The organism is Rhodococcus sp. D-46, from assembly GCF_011290655.1.
GTDB classification, from domain to species: Bacteria; Actinomycetota; Actinomycetes; order Mycobacteriales; family Mycobacteriaceae; genus Rhodococcus_F; species Rhodococcus_F qingshengii.
The window spans coordinates 175,676-201,533 of record NZ_JAANTF010000004.1; the positions used below are offsets into that span (position 1 = coordinate 175,676).

Sequence of the window (25,858 nt, forward strand, 5' to 3'; positions counted from 1 at the left end):
TTCTACTCTGCCACTATTTCACTTGGTCGGGACGACGGCACCGACTTGTCCGGCGCCGAAACACAGGGTCGGTCCCGGCGCTGTCGGCGTGATCTTCACGCTGTTTCCGTGGCCGACCAGGCGCACGAACACCGAGTGCAAACCTTGGGTGACGGGTACGGATACTGCGTCGCCGGACTCCAACGCAACATCGATCGTTCCGTCGGCGCTGGCGAGGTAATTGAGCTGAACCGTCCATTCCCAGCCGGCCAGGGGGCCGTCGAGGGGGAGCTCGGTCGGGCCTTCGGCACGGGTGCCGCAGTTCGGCGCCGTTCCTTCGGGAATCCTTCTCGTCCAGGTCACTTCGGCATCGACGATCTGACCGCTGTCGTCGATGGCGCGCAGAATCGGAGTGCTGGAAGAGAATTCGGGGCGATCAGGCAGCGGCGCGAGAACGTTGCTTGCCAAATTGTTCGGAAAGGCGACGGGAAGGAGCACTTCGATCGCGACGGGTTGCTCGAGCAGTGGAGCATCCTGATTCTGTGACAACGACATTCGCGCGTTCGCGAGGTAGTCGCGGGTCGGGTTCTCGCGCCAGATGTCGACGAACGTGACGGTCGAGACGAGCGAACTGATCACGAAGAGCACTGACAGGCCGGCGGCGACTGCGACGGGTATACGGGCCGGACGTCGCCGAGGCGCAGCGAGAATCAAAGCGGCGGCGAGGGCGAACACCGTCGCCGAATCCGTGAAGTAACGCAAGGTCTGCGCCAACTCGTAAGTGGTGTCGGCGTCGGATCGGGTAGCGGTCATCGCCACCACTGAGGCCAGGAAGTACAGCGCCGCGGCAGCCCAGATCCAGGCAGCGCCGCGTCGGGCACGCACTGTCATCACGGCCGTCGTCAGCAGCGCGGCCCAGGCTGCGACCACCAAGAGCGTCGGCGGATCGGCCCAGGCGGGGCTGGGGATCCACCGCTCCCAGCGCCAGGGGCCGCCGAGAAGAGTGGGAAGCATCCCCAAAGACGTTCCGTGATGCAGCAGTTCGGTGGACATCGAACGGCCGTATCCGGTGATCGGAGATTCGACAGTTGTCAGATACACCGGAATCCAGATCGCGAGCACGGCGGCGCAGGCCGTCCACAGGAGTCGGCACTTCGTGACCGCACTTCGTATCGGCGTTCCTTCACCTTGTGTGCGCAAGTACAGCACCAGAAAAGCGAGTGCGACGAACGGAACGAGTACTGCTTTCTCGAAGAACAGCAAGGAGACGACAAAAACCGCGGTGCCCGAGAACACGTAGCGCACCTGCCCGGTGCGGTACAGCTTGATCGCGTCGCCGCATGCCCAGGCCAGCGCGATCTGGAGCGGCAATGCATTGAGCGCGGCTGCCCACCACGAGAACGCCGGAAGTGTCAGCGGGACGAACAGATACAGGAGCAGCGGAATCAACAGTGCCGGTCGCCGGCCGAGGACCAACCGAAGAGTGCGCAGAAGCGCCAACGACGCGGCGGCCTGACCGATGACGAGCAGCGTTGCCGACAGCGCCCAGTTGTACGGCGCGATACGGGCGATCAACCCGGTGAAGAAGAAGGCCGCGGGCATGAAGTGACCGTCGTGGTCGTAGAGCAGGAGTTCGCTCGAGAAGAGCGGGAAGCGTCCTCCGCGGCCCATCAGGATGAGGTCGTCCCAGTAGAAGTAATTGCTCGCGGCAACCCAGACGCGAATGACGAGCTGACATCCGATCAACACGAACGCGAGCTGCGTGACCCGTCTCGGGGTGAACGTCAGAGTTGGCTCGGGCTGTGGAGAAGTCATCGACGGTCATGCTTCCAGGTGTGTCAAAAACCGACTTCTCATAAAAAGGGGATACCGGTCTTTTCTGTCTTTTCGGGAGCAATTTCTGAATGGATTGTGAACTTTGCCGGGATAAATGACGTCGACGCCCGAAAGTTCACTGACCTGCGGTGTCAAATTCATCCTCGAGCCTGTGCATCGTTCGCTAACACCTGTCAGCAAATTCTCAGGGTCTTGCCCGTGACCTGTGGATAAAGCCCGATTCATTCATCCAGAACTGTGGATGAACCTGTGGAAACTGTGGATAACTCGAGTTTTTAAGTGGCGGAGGTCACATTATTCGAACAATGCAGGTGAACGCGGTGGAGGTTCGATCACAAATCGGGAGTGAATCCATTTGCTGCCGTTACCGATACGGCGTGACAGAATCGAAGTTGTGAGTGTCGTTCAGGTCTGCGCCCGGTGCGCCGCACGCTGGCCTGTCGTCGGCGGCCCGACGCAGTGGTGTCCGCGCTGCAGCGGCGTCCTGCTGATCCCCACCCGCACCGAGATCTACCAACCGCCCAACCGCCGTGGCTTCCGCTGGATCGCGCGCTCCCCGTCCGACCCCCGCGGCGTGGGGGACGCACCAGTGCGTCGTAGCTTCTCCACTCCGCGCTACGACGCTGTCCCGCAGTGGGGACTCCAGGACGTCGTCGACACCTCACCGGTGCCGCCCTCGCGAGCGGACCGGATGGCCGACCGAGTCGGGCCGTTGCTGACGCTCGCAACGATCCTCTACGGACTGGCGGTGTTCGCCGAACTGGGCAGATACGCGATCCTGGTCCGCAACCGCACCAGGCTGATCCCGCAGCCGCTGCTCACGGTCTCCGACGCCGCCGTGTACTTCACTCAGTTGGGTGGACTGCTGATCTCGGTCTTCGCGGCAATCGCCGCTGTGTGCTGGCTGCTTCGTCGGCGTCGTGAACACTTCGCAGGTGTCCGGGAATCCGATCCACGCACAGCGTCGGAAGTTGTCGTCGGCTGCGCTGTGCCGATCCTCAACCTGGTGATGCCGGCCGTTTATCTCTTCGAGTTGGTCCGCCGCGATCCGCGCGGAACCCTGCTGGTCAAGATCTGGTGGGGCTTCTGGGGATTCAGCGCTCTGCTGCTGGTGGTCAACGCGTACTGGCGATCACGCCCGGGGATTCAGGCAATGGCCGACGGGGTTCTGCTGAACGCTTTCATCGCACTGATCGCTGCCGTCACCGCGGCGTTGACACTCGTCGTGATCCGCCGGATCGAGCGCAAGAGCTGGCGCGGTGAACCGGAATCGGAAACCCGGTGGGTGCCAGTGCCGCGCTCGGTGCTGGAAGAGAAGACGGTGCTGGACGAGAAGACGGTGCTGGACGAGAAGGAGACCGCTGCCCTGTGAGCCCAGATCGTCGAGGTCCACTCGTCGTTGCGCACCGAGGTGCGTCGGCTGCGCGGCCGGAGCACACCCTCGCCGCCTACGAACTGGCCCTCGAGGAGGGTGCCGACGGGCTCGAATGCGACGTCCGGCTCACCCGCGACGGACACCTGGTCTGCGTTCACGACCGCAAGGTCGACCGCACCTCCAGCGGGACGGGGATCGTCAGCGAGATGACGCTCGATTCGCTGACCGCTCTGGACTACGGGTCGACGAGCGAACCGGCCGAACTGCTGACTCTCTCCGATCTCATCACCCTCGCTCTGGATTTTGCGCGCCCGGTGAAGCTGTTCATCGAGACCAAGCACCCCGTGAGGTTCGGCGGATTGGTCGAAGCCAAACTCCTGGCGGAACTGCACCGCTTCGGGATCGCGTCACCGCCGTCGGCCGATCACTCGCGCGCTGTCGTCATGTCTTTCTCGGCGAGTGCGGTGTGGCGAGTGCGTCGTTCGGCACCGCTGCTGCCGACGGTCCTGCTCGGTGACGCGTCGCGGTACCTCGGCGGCGGTGCGTCGACGGCTGTGGGCGCTACGGCGATCGGGCCGTCGATCAAGGCACTGCGCGAACATCCCGATCTGGTCGATCGGGCCGCTGCTGCGGGTCGCGCGACGTACTGCTGGACCGTCGACGACAAGGCGGATGTGGACCTGTGTCGTGAGCTCGGGGTCAGTTGGGTTGCCACCAACCATCCCGGGCGCACGAAGCAATGGCTGGGCAGCGTGTAGATTTTGCCCTCGTGGCCAAGAAGAGCAAAAGAAACAGTGGACCGAAGCAGGGCAGCGCACGCGCAGAGAAGCTGGCGGCACGCCAAGCAGAGCGTGAAGCCGCTGCCGGCGTAGTCAGCCGCCCGTTCGAGGGCCTTGCCGCCGAGTGCGATCTGGTCGCGCTGCGTGAATTCGTTCCGTCCGCCACGGCTCCGTTGCCGGTCATCGGCTCCGACCGTCCCGTCACGTTGGCAACGGTCCTCCCCGGCGCTGTTGCCGCACTCGTCCGCGACGAGGGCGAGACGGCCACCGGATTTGTCGGTGTCCAGGTTCAGGCGCACTCGGCCGACCTCGGCGCAGACCTCGCCGCTTCGGTGAACTGGATCAAGGACGCGGCCCCCGGCGACGCGCTTTCTGCCGCGAACCCCGATTCCGAGACCCCCGCAGTCACCGCTGTCGTCGATCCCTCGGCCCTGCTCGACATCACCGTGCACCAGAACTTCAACTGGTGGATCCCCGAGGGCGTCGAAACCGATCCCGAGGTTGCCGCCACCGTGCAGCACGCCAACTCGGCGATCATGCCCTCTGCACGCCTCGAAGGCGACGGCCTGGTTGCCGCGTGGTGGGTCGACGCCGGCGAGAAGGCGCACCTGCGTTGGGTTCGTCCCGAGAGCGAAGACGACTTGATGCTCGCGCTGGCGCGCGTGCACGCGACCGGTGGACTGCATCTGGGTGAGGGCTCGCGCTACGCAGGCTCGTTCCGCACCCACGGCCTGTTGGTTCCCGTCTTCGACCTCGACCGCGAAAAGCATGCAAACGAGTGGGCAGCGGCAACCGTCGAGCTCGGTGAGCGTCTTGCCGAGGCTCTGGCCGTCGATGCTCCGCTGACCTCGGCCGAGCTTCGCTCGCGCGACGGACTTCGTGGTCGTCAGGTCACGCTGCGCTGATTTTTTCGCCCGAACTATAGGCGTTACGCGAAGTTACGGTTAATGTTGGTGACATGACCTTGTCGCATGACATCTCCGGTAGTGGTCCCACGCTTGTGCTCGTCCATGGCATCGTCCATCGACGGCAGGCGTGGGATTCGCTTTTGGACCAGCTGACGCCGTACCGCCGCGTCGTCACCGTCGACCTGCCGGGTCACGGAGAGTCGCTGCTGCCCGAACTCGGTCCGGACGTCATGGGACAGCTGATCGACGATGTCAGTGAGTTCGTCAAGGAAGTGACGCCGGCGGGGGAGCGTGCCCACGTCGCGGGAAACTCCCTCGGCGGCTGGATTGCCCTCTCGCTGGCAGCGCGCGGAGATGTCGCGTCGGCGACAGCTCTTTCGCCGGCCGGGTTCTTTGTCAATCACCTCGATCAGGTGCGAGCGATCAACACGTTCCGTGCACTGCGCGGCACGGCCAAGCTCATGGGTGACGGATTGCCACGCGCATTGCGGTACAAGCTGATTCGCTATCCGGCGCTCGCCGCGTTCTTTGCTCATCCGAGTCATGTCGGTTATGCAGCGGCGTTGGCCGACTGCCGTTCGCTCGTGTCGAACGAACTCGTCGATCTCGGTCTCGAGATGGACTTCGTGCTGCCGCCCATCGTGGATCCCACTGTGCCGGTGACGGTTGCGTGGGGTCGACGCGATCTCATCCTGCCCGTGTATCAGGCGCAGCGCGTGAAAAAGCCGTTCCCGCAGGCAAAGTTGATGGTTCTGCCCGGCCTTGGGCACGTACCGATGACAGATGCCCCCGAGCTGATCAGTTCGATCCTGCTGGCAGGAAGCGAACCGTTCGGCTCGAGGGCAAAATCCGTGAGTGCTGCAGGCTAGATGGTTCCGCCGGCTGCGCTCGGTGCACCGGTGGTGTCACCGACGGTGCTCATCTCGCGGGACACGAAGTCTTCGAGGTCGAACAGGTTGGCGCCTGCGCGGTCCGCGATGGTGAGAAGTGTTGTCATGCTTGCAACTTCCTCGACCTGCTCCTTGAGGAACCACTGCATGAACTGCTCGCCGAGGTAGTCGCCTTCTTCACGGGCAGTGCTCGCGAGCTGGACGATTTGCTCGGTGACCGTCTTCTCCTGCGTCAGCGCGAGAGCGATGGGCTCGCGGGCATCCTTGAAGTCGGCCTTCGCGGCGTCGACGCCGGTGAGTTCGACATTGATGTCGCGATCGAGGAAATACTGAACGATCATCATGGCGTGGTTACGCTCTTCCACAGCCTGCTTGTAGAAGTGCTTTGCCAGCTGTGGCAGATCCGCATTGTCGAAGTAAACCGCTGTCGCGATGTACTGATGCGAAGCGTTGAACTCGTTGCGAATCTGGTCTCGGAGTAGTGCGTGGAATTTGGTCATGTGAGTCTCCCCAGAAGTCATGAATTCCAAGATAGTGCAGGTCAGAGGCCCTGTCATCCCAGTATGACCTTATTGTGGTAAGCGTTCCCAAACTAAAGAAGGCCTAATTTTTCTTCGAATTCGGTGAGGTTATCGAGCCCGGTGAATTCGAATGTTTCATTTAGGAATGTCCATTTCACCAGGCGAGTTCCGCGCATTTACCGTCGCTTCCCTGTAGTTCCACCTGTACGGTGGCGTGCCCCAGTTCGAATTCCTCGGCAAGCAAGGTTCGGGTTGCTGCGAGCACCGTTGTGGGATCGGCGTCACTGACCGCGGTGACGTGAACGGAAGCAACTTCCATCCCCGAGGTGAGTGTCCAGACGTGCAGATCGTGCGCGTCGACGACTCCCGGCAGAGCGTTGATCTTCTCGATGATCGAGGTGACGTCGATGCGGTCGGGAGCCTGCTGGAGGAGGATGCGAACGGCGTGGCGGCCCAGGTTGAAGGCACGTGGCAAGACGAAGAGGCCGATCGCGACGCCGATGACGGGGTCGGCGTAGCGCCAACCGAACGCGAGCGTGACCAAGCCGCTGACCAGGACGCCGATGGACCCGACCATGTCTGCCATGACTTCGAGGTAGGCGCCGCGGATGTTGATGCTTTCCTTCGCGCCGCTGCGCAGCATGAGGAAGGCGATGACGTTCATCGCCAGACCGACGACGGCGACTGTCGCGACGGGAAGGCCGGGAACCTCGGGCGGATCCGTGAAGCGGCTGGCGGCCTCGTAAAGCACCCACCCGGCGACTGCGAAGAGCAGGATCGCATTGGCCAGTGCCGCAAACACTTCCGTGCGGTACATGCCGAAAGTACGGTCGGGGCGCCGGGCGGCACGCTGTGCGACGAGGATCGCGGCGAGCGCCATGAAGATGCCGAAGATGTCTGTGAACACGTGCGCCGAGTCCGAGAGCAGGGCCAGTGACGAGGTGAAGAGGCCGACCGTCACCTGCAGCACGAAGGTCACCAACCCGAGGCCGGCGGCGATCCACAGTTTGTTGACATGCTTGCCGCTGTTGCTGGTCGCAGCCTCGGCGGGGGAGATTCCGTGCCCGTGTCCGTGTGACATCGAAGGTCCTTTCGTCGACGCCAGCCTAGACACATATGCATATATGCGCAATAGTGCATGTCTTAAAAACTATGCAACATAGTTGTAAGGTGGCGGCGTAGACCTTCATTTGTCATCGACGCGAGGACCGAGAAGTGGGAAGACATCGAAAATCCGAGCCGATCAGACCCGGCGGGCGCATGGCCGCGGTTTCCGTGGCGACGGGTGCAATCCTCGCGTCCGGCACTTCCATCGGGCACGCGTCGCCGCCGTCGGTTGTAGTCGAGGATGTATCTGCGGTGTCGGCGCCGGAGATCCTCGACCTTGTCCGGTCGACGGATCTTGCCGGAATAGCCGAACAACTCGGCAAGACGCGACAACTCGAATACGAGCGAGCGGCGCTGGTGTACGAGGCCGAAAAGCCACAGGTGATGGCCCCCGTCAGCGGGACGATGACGTCCAACTTCGGTCCACGGTGGGGAACCACCCACTACGGTCTCGACATCGCGAACGCGATCGGAACGCCCATCGTGTCGGCGACCGACGGTGTTGTGCTCGAATCCGGTCCCGCCGCGGGATTCGGGCTCTGGGTCCGCATCCAGCAGGACGACGGGACCGTCGGCGTCTACGGACACATCAACGAGGCGCTCGTGGTTGCGGGTCAGAAGGTGCGGGCGGGTGAGCTGATCGCGACCGTGGGCAATCGTGGACAATCGACAGGACCACACCTGCACTACGAGGTGTGGCAACCTGACGGACAGAAGACCGATCCGCTCGCGTACCTGAATTCCCGGGGCGTGTCGTTCGGGGAGATGACCACGGGCGACTGAAGTTCTGTCACGACGCGATGGAGGAGCAATGCAGGGGCTTGGCGGACTCGAAGCCGAGGTCATGGATGTGCTCTGGCAGTCCGACGACGCGCTCTCGGTCAAGGATCTGGTCGAGACCCTGGGTGAGCGTCGACAACTTGCGTACACCACCATCCTGACCGTCGTGACGCATCTCTACGACAAGGGCTGGGTGAGTCGTGAGAAGAAGAGCCGCGCCTACTTCTATCGGCCGAGTCGCAGCCGTGAAGAGGCCACATCCAGAGCACTGCGCGAATTGTTGGACAGCAGTTCCGATTCCGCTGCCGTGCTGTTGCACTTCGCCAAGACCATGACAGATGCCGAGAACGAGGCCCTGCGCCGGGGTCTTTCCGGGGAAGGTGTGCAATGACATTGGCGTTGCCGATGTTTCTCGGTGCGATGCTCGTGGGATTCCTGGTTCCGAGAGTGTTGCGAGCCGTTTCCTCGGCGTTGTCACCGGCGGTGCTGCTCGCGGCGTGGCTCGGCAGCATGGCGTCGGCTTTGTATCTCGCTCTCTCCGCGGTCTTGGTTCTGGTGTGGCCGAGCCACGCGCCGGTCGAGGGGCTGGTCGACGGTATCGCTCGGTGTTTCAGCGCCTTCGCGCACGGCACGAGTTCATGGGTGGGTGAACTGATCACCGGCACAGCCGTTGCTGTGGTGGGTGTGATCGCCGTTCGGATCGTGCTGGCCGGCCGCAAGCAGGCACGTGAGCACGCGAGGGTCCGAGATTTCCATCGTGATGTTCTCTCGATCGTCGCGCGCCGCGACAACTCGGAGTCCGACGTGTTGTGGCTGGATCATCCGCTGCCTATGGCGTACAGCGTCGCCGGAAAGCCTGGATTTGTTGTTGCGACGCAAGGCTTGTCATCCGCTCTCAGTGGAGGCGAGCGGGATGCTGTCCTCGCGCACGAGCGTGCACACTTGAGCGGCGGTCATCACCGAATTGTCGGTGCGTGCGAAGTCTTGGCCGCTGTTCTTCCGCGAGTGCCGTTGTTCGCGGCGGCACCCGCTGCCGTCGGCGCGATCGTCGAACTGTCGGCGGACAGACACGCCGCTCGCGTCACCAGCCCGGCTGCGGTGCGTTCCGCCCTTGCCGTGGTGTCGAAATCGCCGCTTCCTCAGCCGGACTGGAGCTTGAGCGATCGCGGCAGCGCGACCGCGGTGCGATTGAGTTCCCTGGTCGACGGCGACGTGGCGTCGCCTCGGCGACTGACCTGCGCGGTGGCGGCCTGTGTGCCGGCCGCTGTCACGACGGCCGTTGCCGCAGCCGTGACGGTGGCCGTCTCCGCGGGGATCTGCGCTGTTCTGACCTGATCATTCTCCCAAGGCCGAATCGATCTGGGCTTTCAACTGCTCGTAGCTCGGCATCTGGTCCAGCTTCACGTCGTTGAGGAACAGCGTCGGAGTACCTTGGACGCCGAGGCGTCGGCCTTCTTCGAAGTCGCGCTCGACCCGCTCGCGGACGCCGCGGCTGCCGAGGTCGGATTCGAATCGGGCCATGTCAAGTCCGAGATCTTGTGCGTAGGAACGGAACAGCGCCTCCTGTGATTCGGCGGATTCACCCCATTGCGACTGCGTCTCGTACATTCGCTTGTACATCTCGACGAATTTGCCCTGGCGAGATGCGGATTCGACGACCTGCGCCGCGAGAGTGCTGTTGGTGTGACTCGGAATCGGAAAGTATCTGATGCCGAACGTGATTCGATCCTCGTACTCCGCTCTGATCCGCTCCATCGTCGGGTACAGCGCGAGGCAGGCTTCGCATTCGAAGTCGAGGAACTCGACCAGGTTCACCTTGCCGTCGGCGGCCGAGGTCAATCGGTACGCGTCGTCGGTGAGGACGGCGGTGGATTGTGCTGCCCGATCGGCGTCCTCGTTGTCTGCCCGAATCGGATCGACGGTGATGAACGTGATCAGTGCTACCGCGAACACCGCGATCAGGGCGGCGGATATCTTCATGCTTCTGGACACTGCTGTGCACCTGTACCTTCCGTCGAATTCCTAAATACTATCCAACATAGTAGTTAGGTGTAGAGTCGACGGTACCCGCATGGAGACGAAGGAGGACCCGCCGGTGAAGCGTTCGTGAATGACACGCCGCCGCCGTCGATCGGGCAGATGCTGGAGTGGGATACCTCATCCCTCCCGCTTCTTCCTGCCCTGGGAGTTGTTCTTGCACTCTGGTATTGGACTGGCGCTCAGCGAGTTCGCGCGAGTGGGCGACCATGGCCGTGGTATCGGACAGCGTGTTTCCTCGGTGGGTGCCTGCTGCTGATCGCGGTAACCGGACTGAAGGTCGAGAGCTACGGCTACGAACTCTTCAGCGTCTGGATGTTCCAACACCTGACGCTCTCGATGGCGACCCGCCGCTCTGGGTACTGGGCTCGCCGGGACTGCTGCTACTACGTTCGACGCCGCACCGAGGAATAGGAAAAGGCATTCTCGCGCTTGCCCTCTCGGCATTGCGTAGCCCACCGGCGCGGTGGATGCTGCACCCCGGGTTCACGATCCCGGTATTTCTGTTCAGCTACTACGGGATCTACCTGTCGCCGATCTTCGACACCGTCTCGGCGTTACCGGCTGGACACGTCTTTCTCGAAATCTTCTTTCTCGCCAGCGGTCTGCTCTTCATCATGCCGGTGCTCGCCACCGGCCCACTGCCGGTGCGACAGAGCTACCTCGGCCGGTGTTTCGACCTGTTCGTGGAGATGCCGCTGCACGTGTTCATCGGCGTCGTACTCATGATGGCGACAAAGCCGCTGCTGACCACGTTCGTGGATCCGCCTCCCGAGTGGGGCGTGGACGTGATGCAGGATCAGCAGCTGGCGGGCGCCCTCGCGTGGTCGTACGGAGAGCCCGTCGCGCTGGTGGTGGTCGTGATCTTCGCGATGCGCTGGAACCGCGACGACAAACGGATGAATGCCGACCTGGACCGCCGCGCCGAGATCGACGGCGACAGTGATCTTGAGGCGTACAACAATTTCCTCAGATCACTGAACGCCGCCGAGCGGCCTGAGACTCGGTAGGCCGGTGGCCCTCAGACGCCGCCGCCGGCGGGCGTCGGCGCCATTGCATCGGCAGCGGCCGGGGTGTTCATCTCGCGTGCGACAAACGTTTCGAGGTGGAACAGGTTGTCGCCGGCGCGGTCGACGATGGTGAGAAGTGTTGTCATGCTTGCCACTTCCTCGACCTGTTCCTTGAGGAACCACTGCATGAACTGCTCGCCCAGGTAGTCGCCGGTATCGCGCGCGGTGCGTGCCAGCTGCGTGATCTGCTCCGTGACCGTCTTCTCCTGCTCGAGTGCCAACTCGACCGGAGCCCGGACACTGTCGAACTTCGTCACGACGTCGTCGATGCCCGGAACGTCCACGTCGAGGTCGTTGTCGAGCAGGTACTGGATCATCATCATCGCGTGACCGCGTTCCTCGGTGGCCTGGCTGTAGAAGCGCGCGGCCATCTGCGGAAGATCGTGTGCATCGAAGTACACCGCTACCGCGATGTACTGCTGCGATGCAGTGAACTCGTTACGGATCTGCTGACGCAGCAGAGTGGTGAATTCGCTCGAGTTCTTCGCCTGTGTCATCCCAACAGGTTACTGGGTCGTCGCCGCTGAGAGGGAGCTACTTCTTGTCGAGCTGATCGATGACGAAGCCCACAGTTTCCGGTCGGTACCCGTAGACGAACGAGTCCTTTTCGCCGACGTACCAATCGCCGCACTGAAAAGAACTGCCCTTCTCGACCCCCGTCGGCCACCACTGTGCGGACAACGATGCGGGACGAGTTTCGACGGTGGGTCGTGCGATGCAGCTGTTGTGATCTATCTCCGCGATGTTCGCAGTCATTCGCAGGATGCGTTCGTTGCCGGTGGTGCGGATGACCTCGTCGATACCCGTTGCGCCGGCGGGAACCCAACTCGGCAGTGTGTCGATTCCGTTGGATGCTTGTGCAAAAGAGAAGGTTTCGGTTTTCTTGTACGCCTTGGAGTCGTCGAACTTCTCGAAGGTTCCGGAGCAGGACGTCACGAGTGCAGCAGCTCCGACGGCGGCGGCAACGACGGCGAGAGTGCGGAATCGGCGGTGTGTTGTGTTCATACCTTCACGGTATTTTTCGGCCGCCGATTCCGCGTCCTGCCGGAAAGCGATTTGTTCGCCGGGCTTGTCCTCCCGCGGTACTACCGGAACTCAGGGCGATTACCCCGTGGTGATCAGATCCTGTGGAATCTGCTGATCGTTGGCCAGGGCGTCGAAGAACTGCGAAGCGCGCGCCTTGTCCCACAACAACACGTTGCCCGAACCGTCCACGTCCTCGAAACCGGCGACCGGAACCGTCGTGGTGGTCATCCCGCCGCGAAGCGCCCAGGCGAGTGAGGCCAGATTCCAGATGTGATCGCCTTCGTCGACCTGTAGAGATTTGGCGGTATCGGAGACGAGTGGCCACAACCGGAACGGATTGAGGAACGTGGTCGGACTCGTCGCCTTCGACAGCAACGCCGACATGAACTGGCGCTGGTTGTTCATGCGGTCGAGGTCGGCGAGCGCCGTCGCGCGAGTTCGCACGAACCCGAGTGCGTCCGAACCCTTCAAGTCCTGGCATCCGGCGGGGAGGTTGATCCCGGCCAGCGGATCGTCGATCGGCTGTGCCAGGCACACGTTGACGCCACCGACGGCGTCGACGATGCCGGCGAACCCGCTGAATCCGATCTCGGCGTAGTGGTCGATGCGAAGCCCCGTTGCCTCTTCGACGGTCTGCACCAGCAATGGAGCGCCACCGAAGGCGAAGGCGGCGTTGATCTTGTCGGAGCCGTAGCCGGGAATCGGAACGTACGAATCGCGGGGGATGCTGACCATGGTCGTCTTCCCACTTTTGGGGACGTGGACCAAGATGACCGTGTCAGTGCGCTTGGGGCCGGTGTCGCCGCCCGTCGCAAGGGCTTGCTCCTGCTCGGGGGTGAGCCCCTCACGACTGTCGGAGCCGACGATCAGCCAGTTCGTGCCCGGAGTATCTGCGACGCGTCCCGCGTAGTCGGGCAGCGCGTCGATTCGATTGAGCGAACTGTCGACGTAATAGATCGCGCCGGCCAGCGCGAGCAGCAAGACCAACAACGTGATGCCGATACGTCTACCCCAGCTACGACGCTTGCGGGGGCGTCGCTGCTTCGGAGGTTCTGGAGGGCGCGGCGGGGCGTTCGGCGGGGTTCGGCGCGGCGGTGCGGGCGCGTACTTCGCCTGGCGCTGCGGATCCTGACGCGGCGGCCCCTGCCTGCGCGGGTCGTCCTGAAACGGTTGCGGGCGCTGGGTCGGCGCCCAGTCCTCACGCCTGGGCTGCTGCGGCGCTTGTGGTGGGACCTGTGACCAGGCCTGATTGGCCGGATTCTGCTGCTGCGGGCGTCCGTCGCGGCGAATGACCGTCGGCCCTTCCGGCGGCATCGGTGGACGCCGCTGCGGGGGTGGGCCCTGACGGGGTGGATTCTGGCGTGGAGGGTTCTGCCTCGGAGGCATCGGTCCACGCGGAGGTGGCCCTGGCGGCTGGCGCCGCGGAGGGCGCTGAGGATATTCGGAGTCGCCGGTCACCAGTTCACGGTACCGGTCACGGCAGCCAGGAGACGTGATCGCGCAGGAGGGCGTAACCGATGAACGCCACCATGTCGATGAGAGCGTGGGCGATGACCAGCGGCCAGAGTTTCCCGGTGCGCTGCCAGTACCGGCCGAACACGAGCCCCATGATCACGTTTCCGACGCCGCCACCGAATCCCTGATAGAGGTGGTAACTGCCGCGCAGGAGTGACGACGCGAGCAGTGATTTGTTCTCGCTCCAACCCAGCGTTCGGAGGCGAGTGATCAGGTAGGCGACGACCAGCACCTCTTCGGCACCGGAGTTCGCGATCGCGGACAGTACGAGGATCGGCACCCGCCACCAGTGATCGTCGAGCGCACTGGCCTGGACGGTGAGGTTGATGCTCAGTGCCTGAGCCACGAGATAGAACAGCAGACCGGGGAGACCGATCACAGCGGCGAGGCCGAATCCCGGTGCTATGTCGCGCCCGAATCGAGGCTTGGGGGTCAGTCCCGCAGCACGTGGACCGATCCCCGAACGCCACAGTAGATAGAGTCCCAGCGCTGCCCACGCGAGAAGCTTTGCGACGCCCAGCAATTGGCGCGCCAGGTCGATCCAGTCGATGGCGGCCCGCGACGGGTTGAGTGCAACCGTCTGATCCGAGAGCGCAACCGGCGTCGCCAGGGATTCGGCGAGCGAGAGGATCCCGGACAATCCGCTGAGTCCGAACGTGACCAGCAGAACGATGGTGATCTCGATCCAGACTCCGCGTCTGGCGGTCGGATCGAGGGCCGGGCCGGCCGGGACGGGAGTCGGCGGCCGTAACCACGTGCGGACGGTTTCGCGGGCATTCACCCGCGCAACGCTAGCCGTTTGATGCGCCGCCCGATCGGAGGCCGTTGAGGAAAGGGCACCCGACCAGCATGCGGATGGCGCGGCTCAGCGCGGGAGCGTCGTCGACGGGGTTGGCGAACGGCATCCACACGTCGCGGTCACCGGTGTGATCCTCGACCCGCAGGCGAAGTCCGTAGCGGTCGATGCCGAGTGGGCGAACGCGTCCGGTGCGCATGTACGGGGGAAGCTTGCGCACGAGCAGGTCCACGAGGTCGCGGTGGTCTTCGTCGAGATGCTGCAGCCATGCGGTCTCCATTTCCCAGAAGGGATCGGGGCTGGCGTTCAGCAGTTCGTCCACGGCGACGGGTTCTGCCCCCGTTGAATCAGCGACTACAGCCGAGGCCAGGCTCAAGCGAAGGAGGACCGAGGTGTGGCCGATGTCGAGGAGCCCCGGGTGGGGATGTTCGGATGCGACGTCGTCGGCGAGAACGCGTGCCTCGTAGTCGGGCACGGCGTGTAACGAGCCGCGAAGCCACACGAGGGAGCGCACGGGCTCACGCAGCCGCAGTGGTGCGTGATCGGTGATCTCGAGGACGGCAGGCAGGCCGCCGCCGCCGGAGTTCCAGGCCAGGGCCGCAGCTGCGGAGGCATGTGGGACTGCAACGACGACGTCACCGTTCGAACGCAGGTGATGCACCGACGTGGCGGTGGGATCGCTGCCTTCGATGGCGAGAACTGCGTCCTGTGCGCGCACACAGGCGCTGCGGACGCGTTCGGCGGTGGACGGGCCGGTGCTGGTCTTCGTTGCCATGCTGCCCCCTTGGCGGGTGTTCTCTCGAACTCCATCGGATGATGAGGTAACCCTAACCTAAGGCGCTTCGGTGTGAATCGCAAGACTTTTGCGCAACTCGCGTGGAATCCGCCGCCTGCGCCGGGGTTACGGTTTGTCTGTGGCTATTCCTCTCTCACTCGGGCTGCCCGCCCCGAGAAACTCGCGCGGACTCCTCGAAGCACTCTTTCTCCCGGTTGTTCCGGCGTCGGTTCTGATCGGTGGCGAAGCAGCAGGCCGGGTTGTCGTCCGTCTCGATATCGATCCGGAAGAACTGCGTGCGGACACGGAAGCGTCGTACGAGGCCGTCCGATTCGACGTCGACGTCACCACCGACCAGATCGACGACGCGATCGCGCTGCGCCTGCCCGCTCCGCTCGCTGTGTATGTCGACGGCGGCGTAGAGGATCTGACACCCGCCGAAGCGGCGCTGCGTCTGTGCGAAGGTGGCCGGATCCCCGGACTCGCCGCCGGTCTTACGCCCACCGAAGTGGCTGATTTCCTGGCGGTACTCGCGCACGAGTCCGTCGGTTTCGTAGCCCGCGCGGCCGACGGCGACGAGGTGATCGCCCTGCTGTGTGGCACCGTCGCTGCACTGCGCGGCGACGACGTGCGCGCCGCGATGGTCGATCCGAAGCCGGAAAAACTTGCCGCGCTGATCCCCGAAGCCGCGTCGGCCATGCGTGAGGTGCTGCTCACGATCGAGGTCGCGGATCTGCCTGCAGTGGAAACGGCTTTGCGTGCCGCGGGTTTGCAGTGACCGGCGTGGGTCGGTGCGTAATCTTTTAGGCGTGCCAAGAATCGCGTATTTCGGTCCGTCGGGAACCTTCACGGAGATAGCTCTCGCCCAGTTGGAGGCTGAGGGCGCGTTCGGCGAAACTGTCGAGCGAGTACCGGCCGGCAGTCCGCCGGCGACTCTCGACATGGTTCGCGACGGTTCCGTGGACGGAGCCGTGGTTCCCTTCGAGAACTCGGTGGAAGGCGGCGTAGCTCCGACGCTCGATTCACTCGCTCTCGGTTCTCCGCTGCAGATCGTCGCCGAAACCGATCTGGACGTGAGTTTCTCCATCCTGGTTCGGGCCGGGACCACCGCCGATCAGGTCCGAACGATCGGCGCGTACCCCCATGCGGGCGCGCAGGTCCGCGGATGGATCGCCGAGAACCTGCCCCAGGCCGAGGTGGTGTTGGCCTCGTCCAACGCCGGTGCGGCCCTGGATGTGCAGGCCGGAACCGTCGACGCCGGTGTGTCCACGGCTTTGGCAGGTCAGATGCTCGGACTCGACAGCCTGGCGGACAACGTCGCCGATGTAGGCGGCGCCCGCACACGTTTCGTGTTGGTCACCAAGCCGGCCCCGGTTCCGGCGCGGACCGGTGCCGATCGCACCGCGCTGGTGCTTCACCTCGACAACGCTCCCGGCTCCCTGGTGCGTGCACTCTCCGAATTCGCCGCTCGCGGTATCGACCTGACTCGGATCGAATCACGGCCGATGCGAACGGAATTGGGCACGTACCGGTTCTTCGTGGACTGCGTCGGACACGTCGAGGACTCGCTGGTGGCCGAGGCGATGCGTGCCCTGCATCGTAAATCCGGAGTCCGCTTCCTGGGGTCGTGGGCGACAGCGAATTCGACCGGGCCACAACCTCCTTCGGACGAAGAAGCGATTCGGTGGATCGACGAACTCAAGCGTGGAGGGGGAGAACGATGACCGGAAGGCTCATCCTCGTTCGGCACGGTCAGACGGAGGCGAATGTCGCCAAACGTCTCGACACCGCACTACCCGGAGCAAAGCTCACGCCGGAAGGGTTGGCGCAGGCCGAGACTTTGGGCATCGGCCTGGCTTCGGCGCCGCCGCTGGCACTCGTATCGTCGTTGGCTTTGCGTGCCCGGCAGACAGCAGGTTTCGTGGAGCAGGCCGCCGGTGTCTCTCTGGACGTGCGGGACGGATTGCACGAGGTGCAGGCCGGTGACCTCGAAGATCGTACCGACGAGGCCGCGCACCGACTGTTCATGGAGACGTTCCATCACTGGCACACCGGCAACCTCGGCGCTCGCATCCCCGGTGGTGAAACGGGATACGACGTCCTGGAGCGATACGTCCCAGTCGTCAATTCGTTACGCGAAGAATTTCTCGAAGGCTCACGAGACGGCGGCGACATCGTCGTGGTCAGTCATGGTGCAGCGATCCGTCTTGTCGCAGCCCAGCTTGCCGGTGTCCCCGGTCTGTTCGCAGCCAACAACCACTTGGCCAACACCGAGACTGTCGAACTGTTGCCTTCGGTCGACGGCGGTTGGGAGTGCCTGCGCTGGGGAACCGTCAACCCGCCGTTCGAGCATCGACTCATCCCCGGTGCCGACGACGTGATGGGCTGACGGCCGGCTTCACCACCAACCGGTCTGGACGCTCAGTTGGCGCCCGAGTTCAGCGGACAGAGTGCTCACGTAGCTGGCTGTCAGGTGGTGGGAATCGTGATACACCAATACATTTCCCTCCACGACGCGGCACAACTCCGGTCCGCAGACGCCGTCGCTGAGGTCGAGTAGACGGACGTTGGTCAGATCGCCGATCGCCGACGGCGCCGGATTGACGTCGCTGAGCATTTCGGACCGTGGCATCGCGCAGTGATCGGGTGACGTGGTTGTCGCCAGACAGTCGATCGCGCGGTAGGCGACGCCGTCGTGGTGCAACCACGGGGTATCGCGGATGGCGAGCACGTCGATACCGTCGCGCCCCAGTTCCTCCCACACGTGTACGTAAGACTCGGGCGTCACGTCGCCAGGGCCGTCGGAACTCGGCCTGGTTGCCGTCGTGAACACGAAATCGGGTGAGGCGTCGGCCAACTCGGTCAGCACTCCACGCGACCAGTCGACGCAATCCGGATAGTCGTTGTCCGACAACGTCTGCATGGAGTCGATGGTGAGCGGGCAGCCCATCTTCAGATACGTGTCGACGCGGAACCCGTGACTCTTGCCGAGTTCGTCGAGCGCAGTGAGCCAGTGCTCGGAGTGCGAACCACCCGCGAGCGCGATGGTTCTGTCTGCGTCGGCGTCGCCGTAGGTGCAGTGGACGACGTCCCGCTCGAGAAAATCGGCGATACAGCCGTCGAGCGTACTGGCCGGAAGGTCCAGTGGCGCATCGAAGATCGAGGGAACCATCGACGCCTTGGGTACTTCGACACCGTCGGTGAGCGCGAGTGCGCCGGGATGGGTCGGGAGGTCGAGGGTGTCGACTGCCCGCTGGCCCGTCGTCTGGCTGCTCGCGTACGACTGCCAGGCGACCGAAGCGGCGAGGACCACGGCAGCGGTGACGACGCATGCCAGGACGGTGTACCGGCGCGAGCGGCCTCCACGTTCCACCGGAACCTCGATCAGGCGCCGGAGTGCAAGCGCCCCCGCGACGGAGAGGGCGATGATCAGTGCCCCACCGAGCAGGCCGGCTTCGGGGCGTCCGGTGATCACGAGTGCAAACACCAGAATCGGCCAGTGAATCAGGTACAGCGCGAATGCGAACGAGCCGAGCCACGTCAGTGCCGGATGGGCGAGCGTCTTCGACGTCCAAGGCGTGTCGTCGCCGACTCCGGACAGGATCAGCGCAAGAGTGGCCAGCACCGGCACCAGCGCCCACGGGCCGGGGAACTGCTGGGCGCCGTCGAGCACTATGCCGCACAACAGGATCGACGAAAGACCCGCCCAGCCGATCGTCGCTCTGACCGAGAACGGCAGGGATGCGATCTGCCGACTGCGTGTGCTGGTCATCAGAACGGCCAGCAGACCACCGAGTGCCAATTCCCACAACCTGGCACCGGAGTCGTAGTACGCCCAGGCTTGGTGACGTGAAGATTTGGCGAGTGCGTAGAGAAAAGATCCTGCGGTCAGAACCAGAAGGGTGACCGCGAGTGACGGGCGGAAATAGTTGGGATTCACGCGTGAAGCCACATAAGCGATCACGGAGACCAGTGCGATGGCCAGGAGATAGAACTGACCTTGTACGGCCATCGACCACAGGTGCTGCAGGGGAGTGACCGAGCCGTCGGCGGCCAGGTAGTCGCTTGCGGTGCTGGCGAGCTGCCAGTTCTGGAAGAACCCGAGCACCGCGATCAGTTGATCGCCCAGATCGGCCCAGCGTGTGCGTGGCAGCAGCAACGCGGTCCCCAGTGCGGTCAAAATGCTGACCACCGCGATCAGGGGGAACAGCCGCAGAAACACCCGCCGCAGTGCCGGGACCGGGTTGAGTGAACCCCCGGCTTCGGCGCGTCGAACCAGTGAGCCGACGAAGAAGTATCCGGACAGAACCAGGAAGACGTCCACCCCGCCCGATACCCGTCCGAACCACACGTGGAACACGACCACCAAACCGATGGCGAGGCCACGCAGTCCGTTCAGGTCTTGTCGGTGCGGTGTTGTTGCCCGTTCATCGTTCGGCCGGTCGATCGTGGCGACCGAGCCTTGTTCGCCCGGTGACGACGGTTGACGCGAGAACTGCATGCTGAAGTAAGGCTCCGGGCGTTGAAGGGACGCCCCGAGGTTACCCGGAAGTCTCCGGCGCCGATTCCTCGAGTTCAGTTACCAGAGCGTTCACGGCTTGTCGGAGGCGATGGGATGTTCCGGAACTGATGGACGTCCATTCGGTGCCGTCGGCGGCCCGAGTGGTCGAACCGACCAGCCGACCCGACAAGGTGTCGTACACAGTCACTGCGCCGGTCATGAGCGTCGTCGCTCCCAAACTGTGTGGTATTCCGACCAATTCGGCGAAGGCGGTGCATGTGACGATTGCGCTACCCAGTTGGCGCGCGTCGTCTTCGGGTATTCCGGCGTTGATCAAGGCCGAGGTTACGCTGCCTGCATCCGGGCCGGCGCCGAATGCCAGGCTGAGCATCTCGGTCGGTGCGTTGATCACGGCAATCGGCATTGCTTCGGCGCTGCCGAGCGCGGTGACAACGGGTGCAGTCGGTTCGGCGGTGACGCTGCGCAATGCGAACGAAGAACCGGTTGAAGTTGCTTCGACACAAAGGAACTCGCCCTGCGCGACGCAGAGGCGTGAAATCCCTCCACCGACATGCCGACGCAGCGCCAACTCCCACTTGGGGTGGGTCAGGACGCGCAGGCGGGCACTGAGGTCGTGATGGATCTCCCCGCCGGGGAGGAGATCGCGCTCGGAGAGTGAATCTGCCGCGGACTGCATCGCCGTACGGTGAGCGCTCGCACTGCCGTGAACCGTCGCGCCACCGAGAACCACGGGAAGCCCATCGAGTCCGAGTCGCTCACGTACATAGTCGATTTCGTCCTGTGACAGGGCGACGACAGGTAAATTCCACCCCTCAGGTGAGGTGCCGAGATCCACCATCAATGCTCTGCAGTTTCGAGTGCGCCACCGATCACGGACGGGATGACTGTTCGGCCGTCGGCGAAGTGCTCGAAGTGCTTCAGGTAATCGGGTGTGTCGTGCTCGGTCTCGTCTTCAGATTGGGCCGCATGACGGCCGCCGGCGATCGGCGCAGATCCGCCTGCGGTTCGGGCCGGATCCACCTTGACGGTATGCGCGGTGCCCTGAACCGGCGAGGTCACGGGGTTCTGGCGCGTGGCGCTCTGGCCGGTGGAGGGATCAGGAAGAGCGTGCCGACCGGTGTTGCTGCTCGACGACGAGCCCGCGATTGCTCCGGCTCCTGTAGTCGCGGATGCTGCGCTGACCTGTGCCGGTGCCCGGCTTGCCCACGGGGTGCCGAACAGTGATGGTGTGGAAGCGCCGAGTCTTGCGCCGCCGAGTCCCGCGCCGCCCAGTCCGGTGAGTCCTGCTCCTGCCGTCGCGAGAGCTGATGCGGCAGTGGTGGCGCCTGTGACTGCGGTGGTGGTGGCGCTGGCTGCGGTGGCAACTCCACCGGAGATGGCACCGGCCTGTGAGGCAGCGGCGGCAAATACCGGGTTGGAAACTACGGATGCGACAGCAGCGGTGGCGGCGCGCACGGGATCCGCGATTGCGTCAGCGAGCGTGGATGCCGCTTGCACGACGGACTGTCGTGCGGCGCTGCCTGGGCTTTCGGTCGAAGCGGATGCCCCAGCTGTGGGTTCCGCGATGGACGGTGGTGAGTCGAAGTTCTGCTGCACGGCCAGGTGGGCCGTTGCGGCGTCGTACGTTTCCATTGTCCCCGCCGCTCGAATTTTGAGAGCTTCTTCGGCAGCCTCGGCGGCGGCGGCACCGCCGACCAGGGCACCGCCGATGGAGTACGCGGCTACCTTTGCCGCTTGAACTGCCGCGATCTCCGCCAGCGACGGCATGGCCAGGGTGGCGACGGTGTAGGAACCGGACTGTACTTGGGCCTTACCTGCGGTTTCTCCCGCGAGCAACGCGGCCGCTGCAGCCCATTCCTGGAACGGTGCGAATTTGCTCAATGCGGCATCCGCTGCTTCTCCGGACCACCCGGTGCGAAGATCCGCCATCACGCGAGAGATGGACGCAGCGGTGTCGGTGAGTCCGGACGACACGGTGGACCAGGCTCCGGCCGCCACGCCGAGAGGGACCGGCCCGGCTCCGGCGACCAGTGCTGCGGAGTTGGGTGCTGCGCCCCGTGGATACCAGATGACGCCGGTGATGCCGACCATTGTTCTTCCCCCCAGGAAGTGTGACTGTGTTGCCGAGTTACCGAGTTCGATTTCTGTCGATCAGATCGGTGCGGCTGCCAGGCTGGACTTGGTGAGCTGGTCTTCGAGCTCGTAGGCAGCTGCATTCTTGCGCAGAGCTGCCGCAGCCGCGGTGAGCTCCTCGATTGCCCGATCGGTGGACGAGGCAAGGCTGCCCGAGATGGTGTTGAAGTAATTTGCCGCGCTACCGGACACTTCCTCGGATCCGGCTGGGAGAACGCGTAGCGTCGGCTGCGCAGTAGAGACGATTCCGCGCAATCGCGTCGCCGCAGACTCGAGTTCCAGTGCGGCGGCAACTAGGGCTTGAGGGTCGACGTGCATAGTGCCGAACTCCTTCCTGACCAGGGCGGATAAGTGGTCGGGAGGCCGTGCGCACAGCCGTCGATATTCCCCCCGCACATACTTTGATGCATACCGCCCGCTTTTGGTTCCCCCCGAAATCGGACGACTTTGTCCTCAGCCCCAGCCGAGTTCGTGCAACCTGTCTTCTTCGATGCCGAAGTAATGCGCGATCTCGTGGATGACGGTCACTGCAACCTCGTGAACTACCTCGTCCTCGGATGCACAGATATCGAGGATCGAATCGCGGAAAATTGTGACCGTGTCCGGCAGGTACCCGCCGTAATGAGAATCCCGCTCGGTCAGAGCGACGCCCTGGTACAAACCGAGCAGCCCCGGTTCTTCCTCGTCACGTGCTTCGACCAGCACCACGACATTGTCGATGGCCTTCGCAAGTTCCGGCGGAATCAGATCTAGTGCCTCGCCGACCAGTTCCTCGAATCGGTCGGGCGTCATAGTCACTGTCATGGCTTACGACGGCGGAGCTGCGCCGGGCAACGGCGTCGGCAACGACCGACCTTCCGGTGCAGCGGGTGGCGGAACCGGAGCGGCACCGTTGATCAGGATCTCGCCCTTGGCGCTTCCGGTGATCGCGGCAAACCCGCCGGTTTCGACCTCTTTGCCGATCGAACAATTGACTCGGCGGCTACCGGCCAACCAGCTTTCCAGTGAAATGTTGTCCCAGAACAGCGTCAGCGTCTTGTCGCGAAGTGCGTCTGCGGAACCCAGGTACTCGTTGGATGCCTGAGTACAGACGCCTTCGAGATAGCGGTCCTGATCTTCCACCGACGGCATCGCGCCGGGGAACTGAGTGCCGAGGTCGATCACCGAAATAACTTCGTATGCATGCGGTTTCGCACAGTCGACCGGATCGGTCGGGAGGTTCTGGTTGATGCCGATGCACGTGCCGACGTCCCACACGTTCGACTGGTCCTGATCCGCCACGCGGCCCGCGAACGGTTGAAGTTCGCCGGTCGTCGTCGAGAACTGCAAGCCGCAACGCAGTGCGCGCTCGCCCGAGGCCCAACCGGATTCGCTCGGGAACATCAGGCCGACGCTGAACTTGCCCTTGGGATCGAATTTCGAACCGAGGTAGGACATGACGATGGGTGTGCAGTGCTCGTCGCGGAGTTCGGCGAATCGAAGGGCGCCCGGGTACCGGGAACCGGGGCCGAACTCGGCGCCGGGGAACACCGAGAGGTCGAGTGGTCCGGCAACCTCGAAGCGGTGTTCAGTTCCGCACTGAACCTTCGACATGTCCGTGCGGTCCCCGCCCGACTCGGTCGCAGGCGTCCAGTTGAGGCAGTCGCCGGCCGCAGCCGCGGTGAAGGCGTCGTCGCGAGTAGATCCCGTCGCTGCTGGACCGCCGCCACTGACACTGACCGAGGACGAGTCGTCCTTGTTCAATCCACCGGAAATCGCGATCGTTGCGATCGCGGCGACCACCGCACCCACCGCGACGGCGGCCAGGACCCGACGGGTGCGACTCGCGGAGACAGTTTTCTTCGCCGGCGCCCCCTGGGGATCTGCCGGATCTGGCGACTTCTCGATCTTGTCTTCGGACATCGATTCCATCATGCCTGTTGCCGTGGCGATATCGAACCTTCACCACAAAACTCACAATCGCGTCTGTGAGTATTTTGTAGTCATGAGCGAAAACACCCCACTCGATCCCGAGGCTGTCGAGCTGGCGGGCCGGCTCTTCGACATGGCACGAACCGGTGATGCAGCCGGGCTGGCGTCGTACGTCGATGCCGGAGTTCCCGTCAATCTGACCAACGAGAGTGGCGACACGCTCGTCATGTTGGCGGCGTACCACGGTCACGCTGACGCCGTCGTTGCCCTGATCGAGCGCGGCGCCGACGTCAACCGGCCCAACGACAAGAACCAGACGCCCCTTGCCGGGGCGGTCTTCAAGGGCGAGGATGCGGTGGTGAAAGCGCTGGTGAGCGGGGGAGCCGACCCGAAAGGTGGACACCCGACGGCGGTCGACGCGGCTCGGATGTTCGGACGCGAGGACTACCTGAGTCTGCTCGAATCGTGATCTCTCCCTCTCCGACGTGGACGTGACCGTCGGAGAGCTGCAGTGAGTGGGTAAAGTTCGAAGTCGTGATTGACCTCAAGTTTCTCCGTGAGAACCCCGAAATCGTCCGCGAGTCGCAGCGCACCCGTGGAGAAGATCCAGGACTGGTCGACGCTCTGCTCGAAGCCGACGCGTCCCGACGCGCTGCCGTTCTGACCGGAGACAACCTCCGTGCAGAGCAGAAGGCCTTCGGCAAGAAGGTCGGACAGGCATCTCCGGAGGAGCGTCCCGCACTGCTCGAAGGTTCCAAGGAACTGGCGGCAAAGGTCAAGGAAGCCGAGGCCGCGCAGCACGAGGCGCAGGCCGCGCTCGACGCCGCACACCGCGCGATTTCCAACGTCGTACAAGAAGGTGCGCCGGCGGGCGGCGAGGACGATTACATCGTTCTCGAACACGTCGGTGAGATTCCGAAGTTCGACTTCGAGCCGAAGGATCACCTCGAGCTGGGCGAGTCGCTCGGCCTGATCGACATGGAACGCGGCGCCAAGGTTTCGGGTTCGCGCTTCTACTTCATGACCGGCTACGGGGCCATGCTCCAGCTCGGACTGCTGCAGTTGGCTGCGCAGAAGGCGATCGCCAACGGATTCACGATGATGATTCCGCCGGTGCTCGTACGCCCGGAAATCATGGCCGGTACCGGCTTCCTCGGTGCTCACTCGGACGAGATCTACCACTTGCAGGATGACGACCTGTACCTCGTCGGAACTTCCGAGGTACCCATGGCCGGCTACCACTCGGGCGAGATCCTCGAACTGAACGAAGGCCCGAAGCGCTACGCCGGTTGGTCCTCGTGCTTCCGCCGCGAGGCCGGAAGCTACGGCAAGGACACCCGCGGCATCATCCGTGTCCATCAGTTCGACAAGGTCGAGATGTTCACGTACTGCCGTCCCGAGGACGCCGACGCCGAACACCAGCGTCTCCTAGGGTGGGAGCGAGACATGTTGGCAGCCATCGACGTTCCGTACCGCGTGATCGACGTCGCCGGCGGAGACCTCGGTTCTTCGGCTGCGCGTAAGTTCGACTGCGAGGCATGGGTCCCGACGCAGGGCACTTACCGCGAGCTGACATCGACGTCCAACTGCACGACGTTCCAGGCCCGCCGCCTCGGAGTTCGGTACCGCGACGAGAACGGCAAGCCGCAGACGGCCGCCACTCTCAACGGCACCTTGGCTACGACGCGCTGGATCGTGTCGATTCTCGAGAACCATCAGCAGGCCGACGGCTCGGTGCGAGTGCCCGAGGCATTGGTGCCGTTTGTCGGCACGGATGTGCTTCGCTGACACGCTGAACCAACACAATCAGGGCCGCGACGGACTCCGTCGCGGCCCTTTTCGTACTTTCGTACTGGTAGGTTTGGAACTTTTTCTGAACTGACGAAATATCAAATTTT

The 25,858-nt window shown here is 63.8% G+C and carries 27 protein-coding genes and 1 pseudogene; 13 read left to right on the plus strand and 15 right to left on the minus strand.

Annotated features, from left to right (window positions below; genetic code table 11):
• Positions 1-18 precede the first annotated feature (18 nt).
• Positions 19-1,794, minus strand: a complete 1,776-nt coding sequence (locus tag G9U53_RS11550) for a hypothetical protein (RefSeq protein ID WP_081557195.1) — start codon at positions 1,792-1,794, stop codon at positions 19-21.
• A 415-nt stretch (positions 1,795-2,209) separates the two neighbouring features.
• Between G9U53_RS11550 and G9U53_RS11555 the strand changes: the two genes are divergently transcribed.
• From G9U53_RS11555 to G9U53_RS11570, 4 genes are read left to right on the plus strand one after another with little or no spacing between them, the layout of a single operon-like run.
• Entirely contained in the window at positions 2,210-3,187 is a 978-nt protein-coding gene (locus G9U53_RS11555; RefSeq protein ID WP_081557196.1) for a DUF4328 domain-containing protein, read from the plus strand.
• Positions 3,184-3,948 carry a glycerophosphodiester phosphodiesterase gene (locus tag G9U53_RS11560; protein WP_042920594.1) on the plus strand — a complete coding sequence of 255 codons (765 nt, stop codon included), beginning with the start codon at positions 3,184-3,186 and terminating at the stop codon, positions 3,946-3,948. The genes G9U53_RS11555 and G9U53_RS11560 overlap by 4 nt, the downstream gene beginning before the upstream one ends.
• An 11-nt stretch (positions 3,949-3,959) precedes the next feature.
• A complete protein-coding gene (locus G9U53_RS11565) occupies positions 3,960-4,874 on the plus strand; it encodes a DUF5926 family protein (RefSeq protein ID WP_165638704.1) in 915 nt (304 codons plus the stop codon).
• Positions 4,875-4,927: 53 nt separating this feature from the next.
• Positions 4,928-5,746: an alpha/beta fold hydrolase gene (locus G9U53_RS11570; protein ID WP_003944129.1), complete on the plus strand. Its 819-nt coding sequence runs from the start codon at positions 4,928-4,930 to the stop codon at positions 5,744-5,746.
• Here the strand turns inward: G9U53_RS11570 and G9U53_RS11575 are convergent.
• Positions 5,743-6,288, minus strand: a complete 546-nt coding sequence (locus G9U53_RS11575; protein ID WP_030535839.1) for a ferritin — start codon at positions 6,286-6,288, stop codon at positions 5,743-5,745. The genes G9U53_RS11570 and G9U53_RS11575 overlap by 4 nt on opposite strands.
• 154 nt (positions 6,289-6,442) lie before the next feature.
• Complete coding sequence (locus G9U53_RS11580; protein WP_054782294.1) at positions 6,443-7,369, minus strand: cation diffusion facilitator family transporter; 927 nt, start codon at positions 7,367-7,369, stop codon at positions 6,443-6,445.
• 179 nt (positions 7,370-7,548) lie between these two features.
• Between G9U53_RS11580 and G9U53_RS11585 the strand changes: the two genes are divergently transcribed.
• From G9U53_RS11585 to G9U53_RS11595, 3 genes are read left to right on the plus strand one after another with little or no spacing between them, the layout of a single operon-like run.
• Positions 7,549-8,178, plus strand: coding sequence for a M23 family metallopeptidase (locus G9U53_RS11585; protein WP_165638766.1), 630 nt, complete (start codon positions 7,549-7,551; stop codon positions 8,176-8,178).
• A 28-nt stretch (positions 8,179-8,206) separates the two neighbouring features.
• Positions 8,207-8,566: a BlaI/MecI/CopY family transcriptional regulator gene (locus G9U53_RS11590; RefSeq protein WP_003944179.1), complete on the plus strand. Its 360-nt coding sequence runs from the start codon at positions 8,207-8,209 to the stop codon at positions 8,564-8,566.
• On the plus strand, positions 8,563-9,510 hold the full coding sequence (locus G9U53_RS11595; RefSeq protein WP_007736002.1) for a M56 family metallopeptidase: 948 nt from the start codon (positions 8,563-8,565) through the stop codon (positions 9,508-9,510). The genes G9U53_RS11590 and G9U53_RS11595 overlap by 4 nt, the downstream gene beginning before the upstream one ends.
• Here the strand turns inward: G9U53_RS11595 and G9U53_RS11600 are convergent, their stop codons facing one another.
• On the minus strand, positions 9,511-10,155 hold the full coding sequence (locus G9U53_RS11600) for a thioredoxin domain-containing protein (RefSeq protein WP_165638705.1): 645 nt from the start codon (positions 10,153-10,155) through the stop codon (positions 9,511-9,513). It lies immediately after the preceding gene.
• A gap of 126 nt (positions 10,156-10,281) precedes the next feature.
• Here G9U53_RS11600 and G9U53_RS11605 point away from each other — a divergent pair.
• Positions 10,282-11,222 (plus strand): annotated as a pseudogene (locus G9U53_RS11605) (cytochrome c oxidase assembly protein).
• An 11-nt stretch (positions 11,223-11,233) separates the two neighbouring features.
• Here G9U53_RS11605 and G9U53_RS11610 read toward each other — a convergent pair.
• The 5 genes from G9U53_RS11610 to G9U53_RS11630 form a co-directional block, all read right to left on the minus strand.
• Entirely contained in the window at positions 11,234-11,779 is a 546-nt protein-coding gene (locus G9U53_RS11610; RefSeq protein ID WP_003944176.1) for a ferritin, read from the minus strand.
• Between the two features lie 37 nt (positions 11,780-11,816).
• Complete coding sequence (locus G9U53_RS11615; RefSeq protein WP_042453189.1) at positions 11,817-12,287, minus strand: hypothetical protein; 471 nt, start codon at positions 12,285-12,287, stop codon at positions 11,817-11,819.
• Between the two features lie 99 nt (positions 12,288-12,386).
• Positions 12,387-13,622, minus strand: a complete 1,236-nt coding sequence (locus tag G9U53_RS11620) for an LCP family protein (RefSeq protein WP_174519508.1) — start codon at positions 13,620-13,622, stop codon at positions 12,387-12,389.
• 160 nt (positions 13,623-13,782) lie between these two features.
• Complete coding sequence (locus G9U53_RS11625) at positions 13,783-14,604, minus strand: type II CAAX endopeptidase family protein (RefSeq protein ID WP_058227346.1); 822 nt, start codon at positions 14,602-14,604, stop codon at positions 13,783-13,785.
• Between the two features lie 10 nt (positions 14,605-14,614).
• Positions 14,615-15,394: a DUF2470 domain-containing protein gene (locus G9U53_RS11630; protein ID WP_007736014.1), complete on the minus strand. Its 780-nt coding sequence runs from the start codon at positions 15,392-15,394 to the stop codon at positions 14,615-14,617.
• A gap of 139 nt (positions 15,395-15,533) precedes the next feature.
• On the opposite strand from G9U53_RS11630, the gene G9U53_RS11635 reads away from it, so the two are divergent.
• From G9U53_RS11635 to G9U53_RS11645, 3 genes are read left to right on the plus strand one after another with little or no spacing between them, the layout of a single operon-like run.
• On the plus strand, positions 15,534-16,172 hold the full coding sequence (locus G9U53_RS11635) for a hypothetical protein (protein WP_165638706.1): 639 nt from the start codon (positions 15,534-15,536) through the stop codon (positions 16,170-16,172).
• 31 nt (positions 16,173-16,203) lie between these two features.
• Positions 16,204-17,118 (plus strand): prephenate dehydratase, encoded by a 915-nt coding sequence (gene pheA / locus G9U53_RS11640; RefSeq protein ID WP_042920580.1) that lies wholly within the window; start codon positions 16,204-16,206, stop codon positions 17,116-17,118.
• Positions 17,115-17,783 carry a histidine phosphatase family protein gene (locus G9U53_RS11645; protein ID WP_007736019.1) on the plus strand — a complete coding sequence of 223 codons (669 nt, stop codon included), beginning with the start codon at positions 17,115-17,117 and terminating at the stop codon, positions 17,781-17,783. Before pheA ends, G9U53_RS11645 begins: the two co-directional genes overlap by 4 nt.
• A 9-nt stretch (positions 17,784-17,792) precedes the next feature.
• Here the strand turns inward: G9U53_RS11645 and G9U53_RS11650 are convergent, their stop codons facing one another.
• The 6 genes from G9U53_RS11650 to G9U53_RS11675 all read right to left on the minus strand — a co-directional run bounded on the left by G9U53_RS11650 (position 17,793) and on the right by G9U53_RS11675 (position 23,951).
• Positions 17,793-19,895: an acyltransferase family protein gene (locus G9U53_RS11650; RefSeq protein ID WP_075831788.1), complete on the minus strand. Its 2,103-nt coding sequence runs from the start codon at positions 19,893-19,895 to the stop codon at positions 17,793-17,795.
• 40 nt (positions 19,896-19,935) lie between these two features.
• Entirely contained in the window at positions 19,936-20,754 is an 819-nt protein-coding gene (locus G9U53_RS11655) for an ESX secretion-associated protein EspG (protein WP_165638707.1), read from the minus strand.
• Positions 20,754-22,007 (minus strand): PPE domain-containing protein, encoded by a 1,254-nt coding sequence (locus tag G9U53_RS11660; protein WP_165638708.1) that lies wholly within the window; start codon positions 22,005-22,007, stop codon positions 20,754-20,756. Before G9U53_RS11660 ends, G9U53_RS11655 begins: the two co-directional genes overlap by 1 nt.
• Before the next feature lie 60 nt (positions 22,008-22,067).
• Positions 22,068-22,367 (minus strand): PE domain-containing protein, encoded by a 300-nt coding sequence (locus tag G9U53_RS11665; RefSeq protein WP_063315263.1) that lies wholly within the window; start codon positions 22,365-22,367, stop codon positions 22,068-22,070.
• Between the two features lie 135 nt (positions 22,368-22,502).
• The gene (locus tag G9U53_RS11670; RefSeq protein WP_007736028.1) at positions 22,503-22,853 is read right to left on the minus strand and encodes a metallopeptidase family protein; all 351 of its coding nucleotides are present in this window, start codon (positions 22,851-22,853) and stop codon (positions 22,503-22,505) included.
• A 3-nt stretch (positions 22,854-22,856) separates the two neighbouring features.
• Positions 22,857-23,951 (minus strand): septum formation family protein, encoded by a 1,095-nt coding sequence (locus G9U53_RS11675; protein WP_165638709.1) that lies wholly within the window; start codon positions 23,949-23,951, stop codon positions 22,857-22,859.
• An 82-nt stretch (positions 23,952-24,033) separates the two neighbouring features.
• On the opposite strand from G9U53_RS11675, the gene G9U53_RS11680 reads away from it, so the two are divergent.
• Both G9U53_RS11680 and serS read left to right on the plus strand, forming a co-directional pair.
• Complete coding sequence (locus G9U53_RS11680) at positions 24,034-24,429, plus strand: ankyrin repeat domain-containing protein (RefSeq protein WP_003945404.1); 396 nt, start codon at positions 24,034-24,036, stop codon at positions 24,427-24,429.
• Between the two features lie 65 nt (positions 24,430-24,494).
• Positions 24,495-25,748, plus strand: coding sequence for a serine--tRNA ligase (serS, locus tag G9U53_RS11685; RefSeq protein WP_007736032.1), 1,254 nt, complete (start codon positions 24,495-24,497; stop codon positions 25,746-25,748).
• Positions 25,749-25,858: the final 110 nt, after the last annotated feature.

Coding starts and splice junctions, on each gene's coding strand:
- G9U53_RS11655 (WP_165638707.1), bottom strand. CDS start 20,754: ATGGTGGATCTCGGCACCTCACCTGAGGGGTGGAATTTACCTGTCGTC.
- G9U53_RS11630 (WP_007736014.1), bottom strand. CDS start 15,394: ATGGCAACGAAGACCAGCACCGGCCCGTCCACCGCCGAACGCGTCCGC.
- G9U53_RS11585 (WP_165638766.1), top strand. CDS start 7,549: ATGGCCGCGGTTTCCGTGGCGACGGGTGCAATCCTCGCGTCCGGCACT.
- G9U53_RS11580 (WP_054782294.1), bottom strand. CDS start 7,369: ATGTCACACGGACACGGGCACGGAATCTCCCCCGCCGAGGCTGCGACC.
- G9U53_RS11550 (WP_081557195.1), bottom strand. CDS start 1,794: ATGACTTCTCCACAGCCCGAGCCAACTCTGACGTTCACCCCGAGACGG.
- G9U53_RS11615 (WP_042453189.1), bottom strand. CDS start 12,287: ATGAACACAACACACCGCCGATTCCGCACTCTCGCCGTCGTTGCCGCC.
- G9U53_RS11675 (WP_165638709.1), bottom strand. CDS start 23,951: ATGTCCGAAGACAAGATCGAGAAGTCGCCAGATCCGGCAGATCCCCAG.
- G9U53_RS11590 (WP_003944179.1), top strand. CDS start 8,207: ATGCAGGGGCTTGGCGGACTCGAAGCCGAGGTCATGGATGTGCTCTGG.
- G9U53_RS11665 (WP_063315263.1), bottom strand. CDS start 22,367: ATGCACGTCGACCCTCAAGCCCTAGTTGCCGCCGCACTGGAACTCGAG.
- G9U53_RS11620 (WP_174519508.1), bottom strand. CDS start 13,622: ATGCCGCCGGAAGGGCCGACGGTCATTCGCCGCGACGGACGCCCGCAG.
- G9U53_RS11680 (WP_003945404.1), top strand. CDS start 24,034: ATGAGCGAAAACACCCCACTCGATCCCGAGGCTGTCGAGCTGGCGGGC.
- G9U53_RS11650 (WP_075831788.1), bottom strand. CDS start 19,895: ATGCAGTTCTCGCGTCAACCGTCGTCACCGGGCGAACAAGGCTCGGTC.
- G9U53_RS11600 (WP_165638705.1), bottom strand. CDS start 10,155: ATGAAGATATCCGCCGCCCTGATCGCGGTGTTCGCGGTAGCACTGATC.
- G9U53_RS11645 (WP_007736019.1), top strand. CDS start 17,115: ATGACCGGAAGGCTCATCCTCGTTCGGCACGGTCAGACGGAGGCGAAT.
- G9U53_RS11595 (WP_007736002.1), top strand. CDS start 8,563: ATGACATTGGCGTTGCCGATGTTTCTCGGTGCGATGCTCGTGGGATTC.
- G9U53_RS11660 (WP_165638708.1), bottom strand. CDS start 22,007: ATGGTCGGCATCACCGGCGTCATCTGGTATCCACGGGGCGCAGCACCC.
- G9U53_RS11610 (WP_003944176.1), bottom strand. CDS start 11,779: ATGACACAGGCGAAGAACTCGAGCGAATTCACCACTCTGCTGCGTCAG.
- G9U53_RS11575 (WP_030535839.1), bottom strand. CDS start 6,288: ATGACTTCTGGGGAGACTCACATGACCAAATTCCACGCACTACTCCGA.
- G9U53_RS11670 (WP_007736028.1), bottom strand. CDS start 22,853: ATGACAGTGACTATGACGCCCGACCGATTCGAGGAACTGGTCGGCGAG.
- G9U53_RS11570 (WP_003944129.1), top strand. CDS start 4,928: ATGACCTTGTCGCATGACATCTCCGGTAGTGGTCCCACGCTTGTGCTC.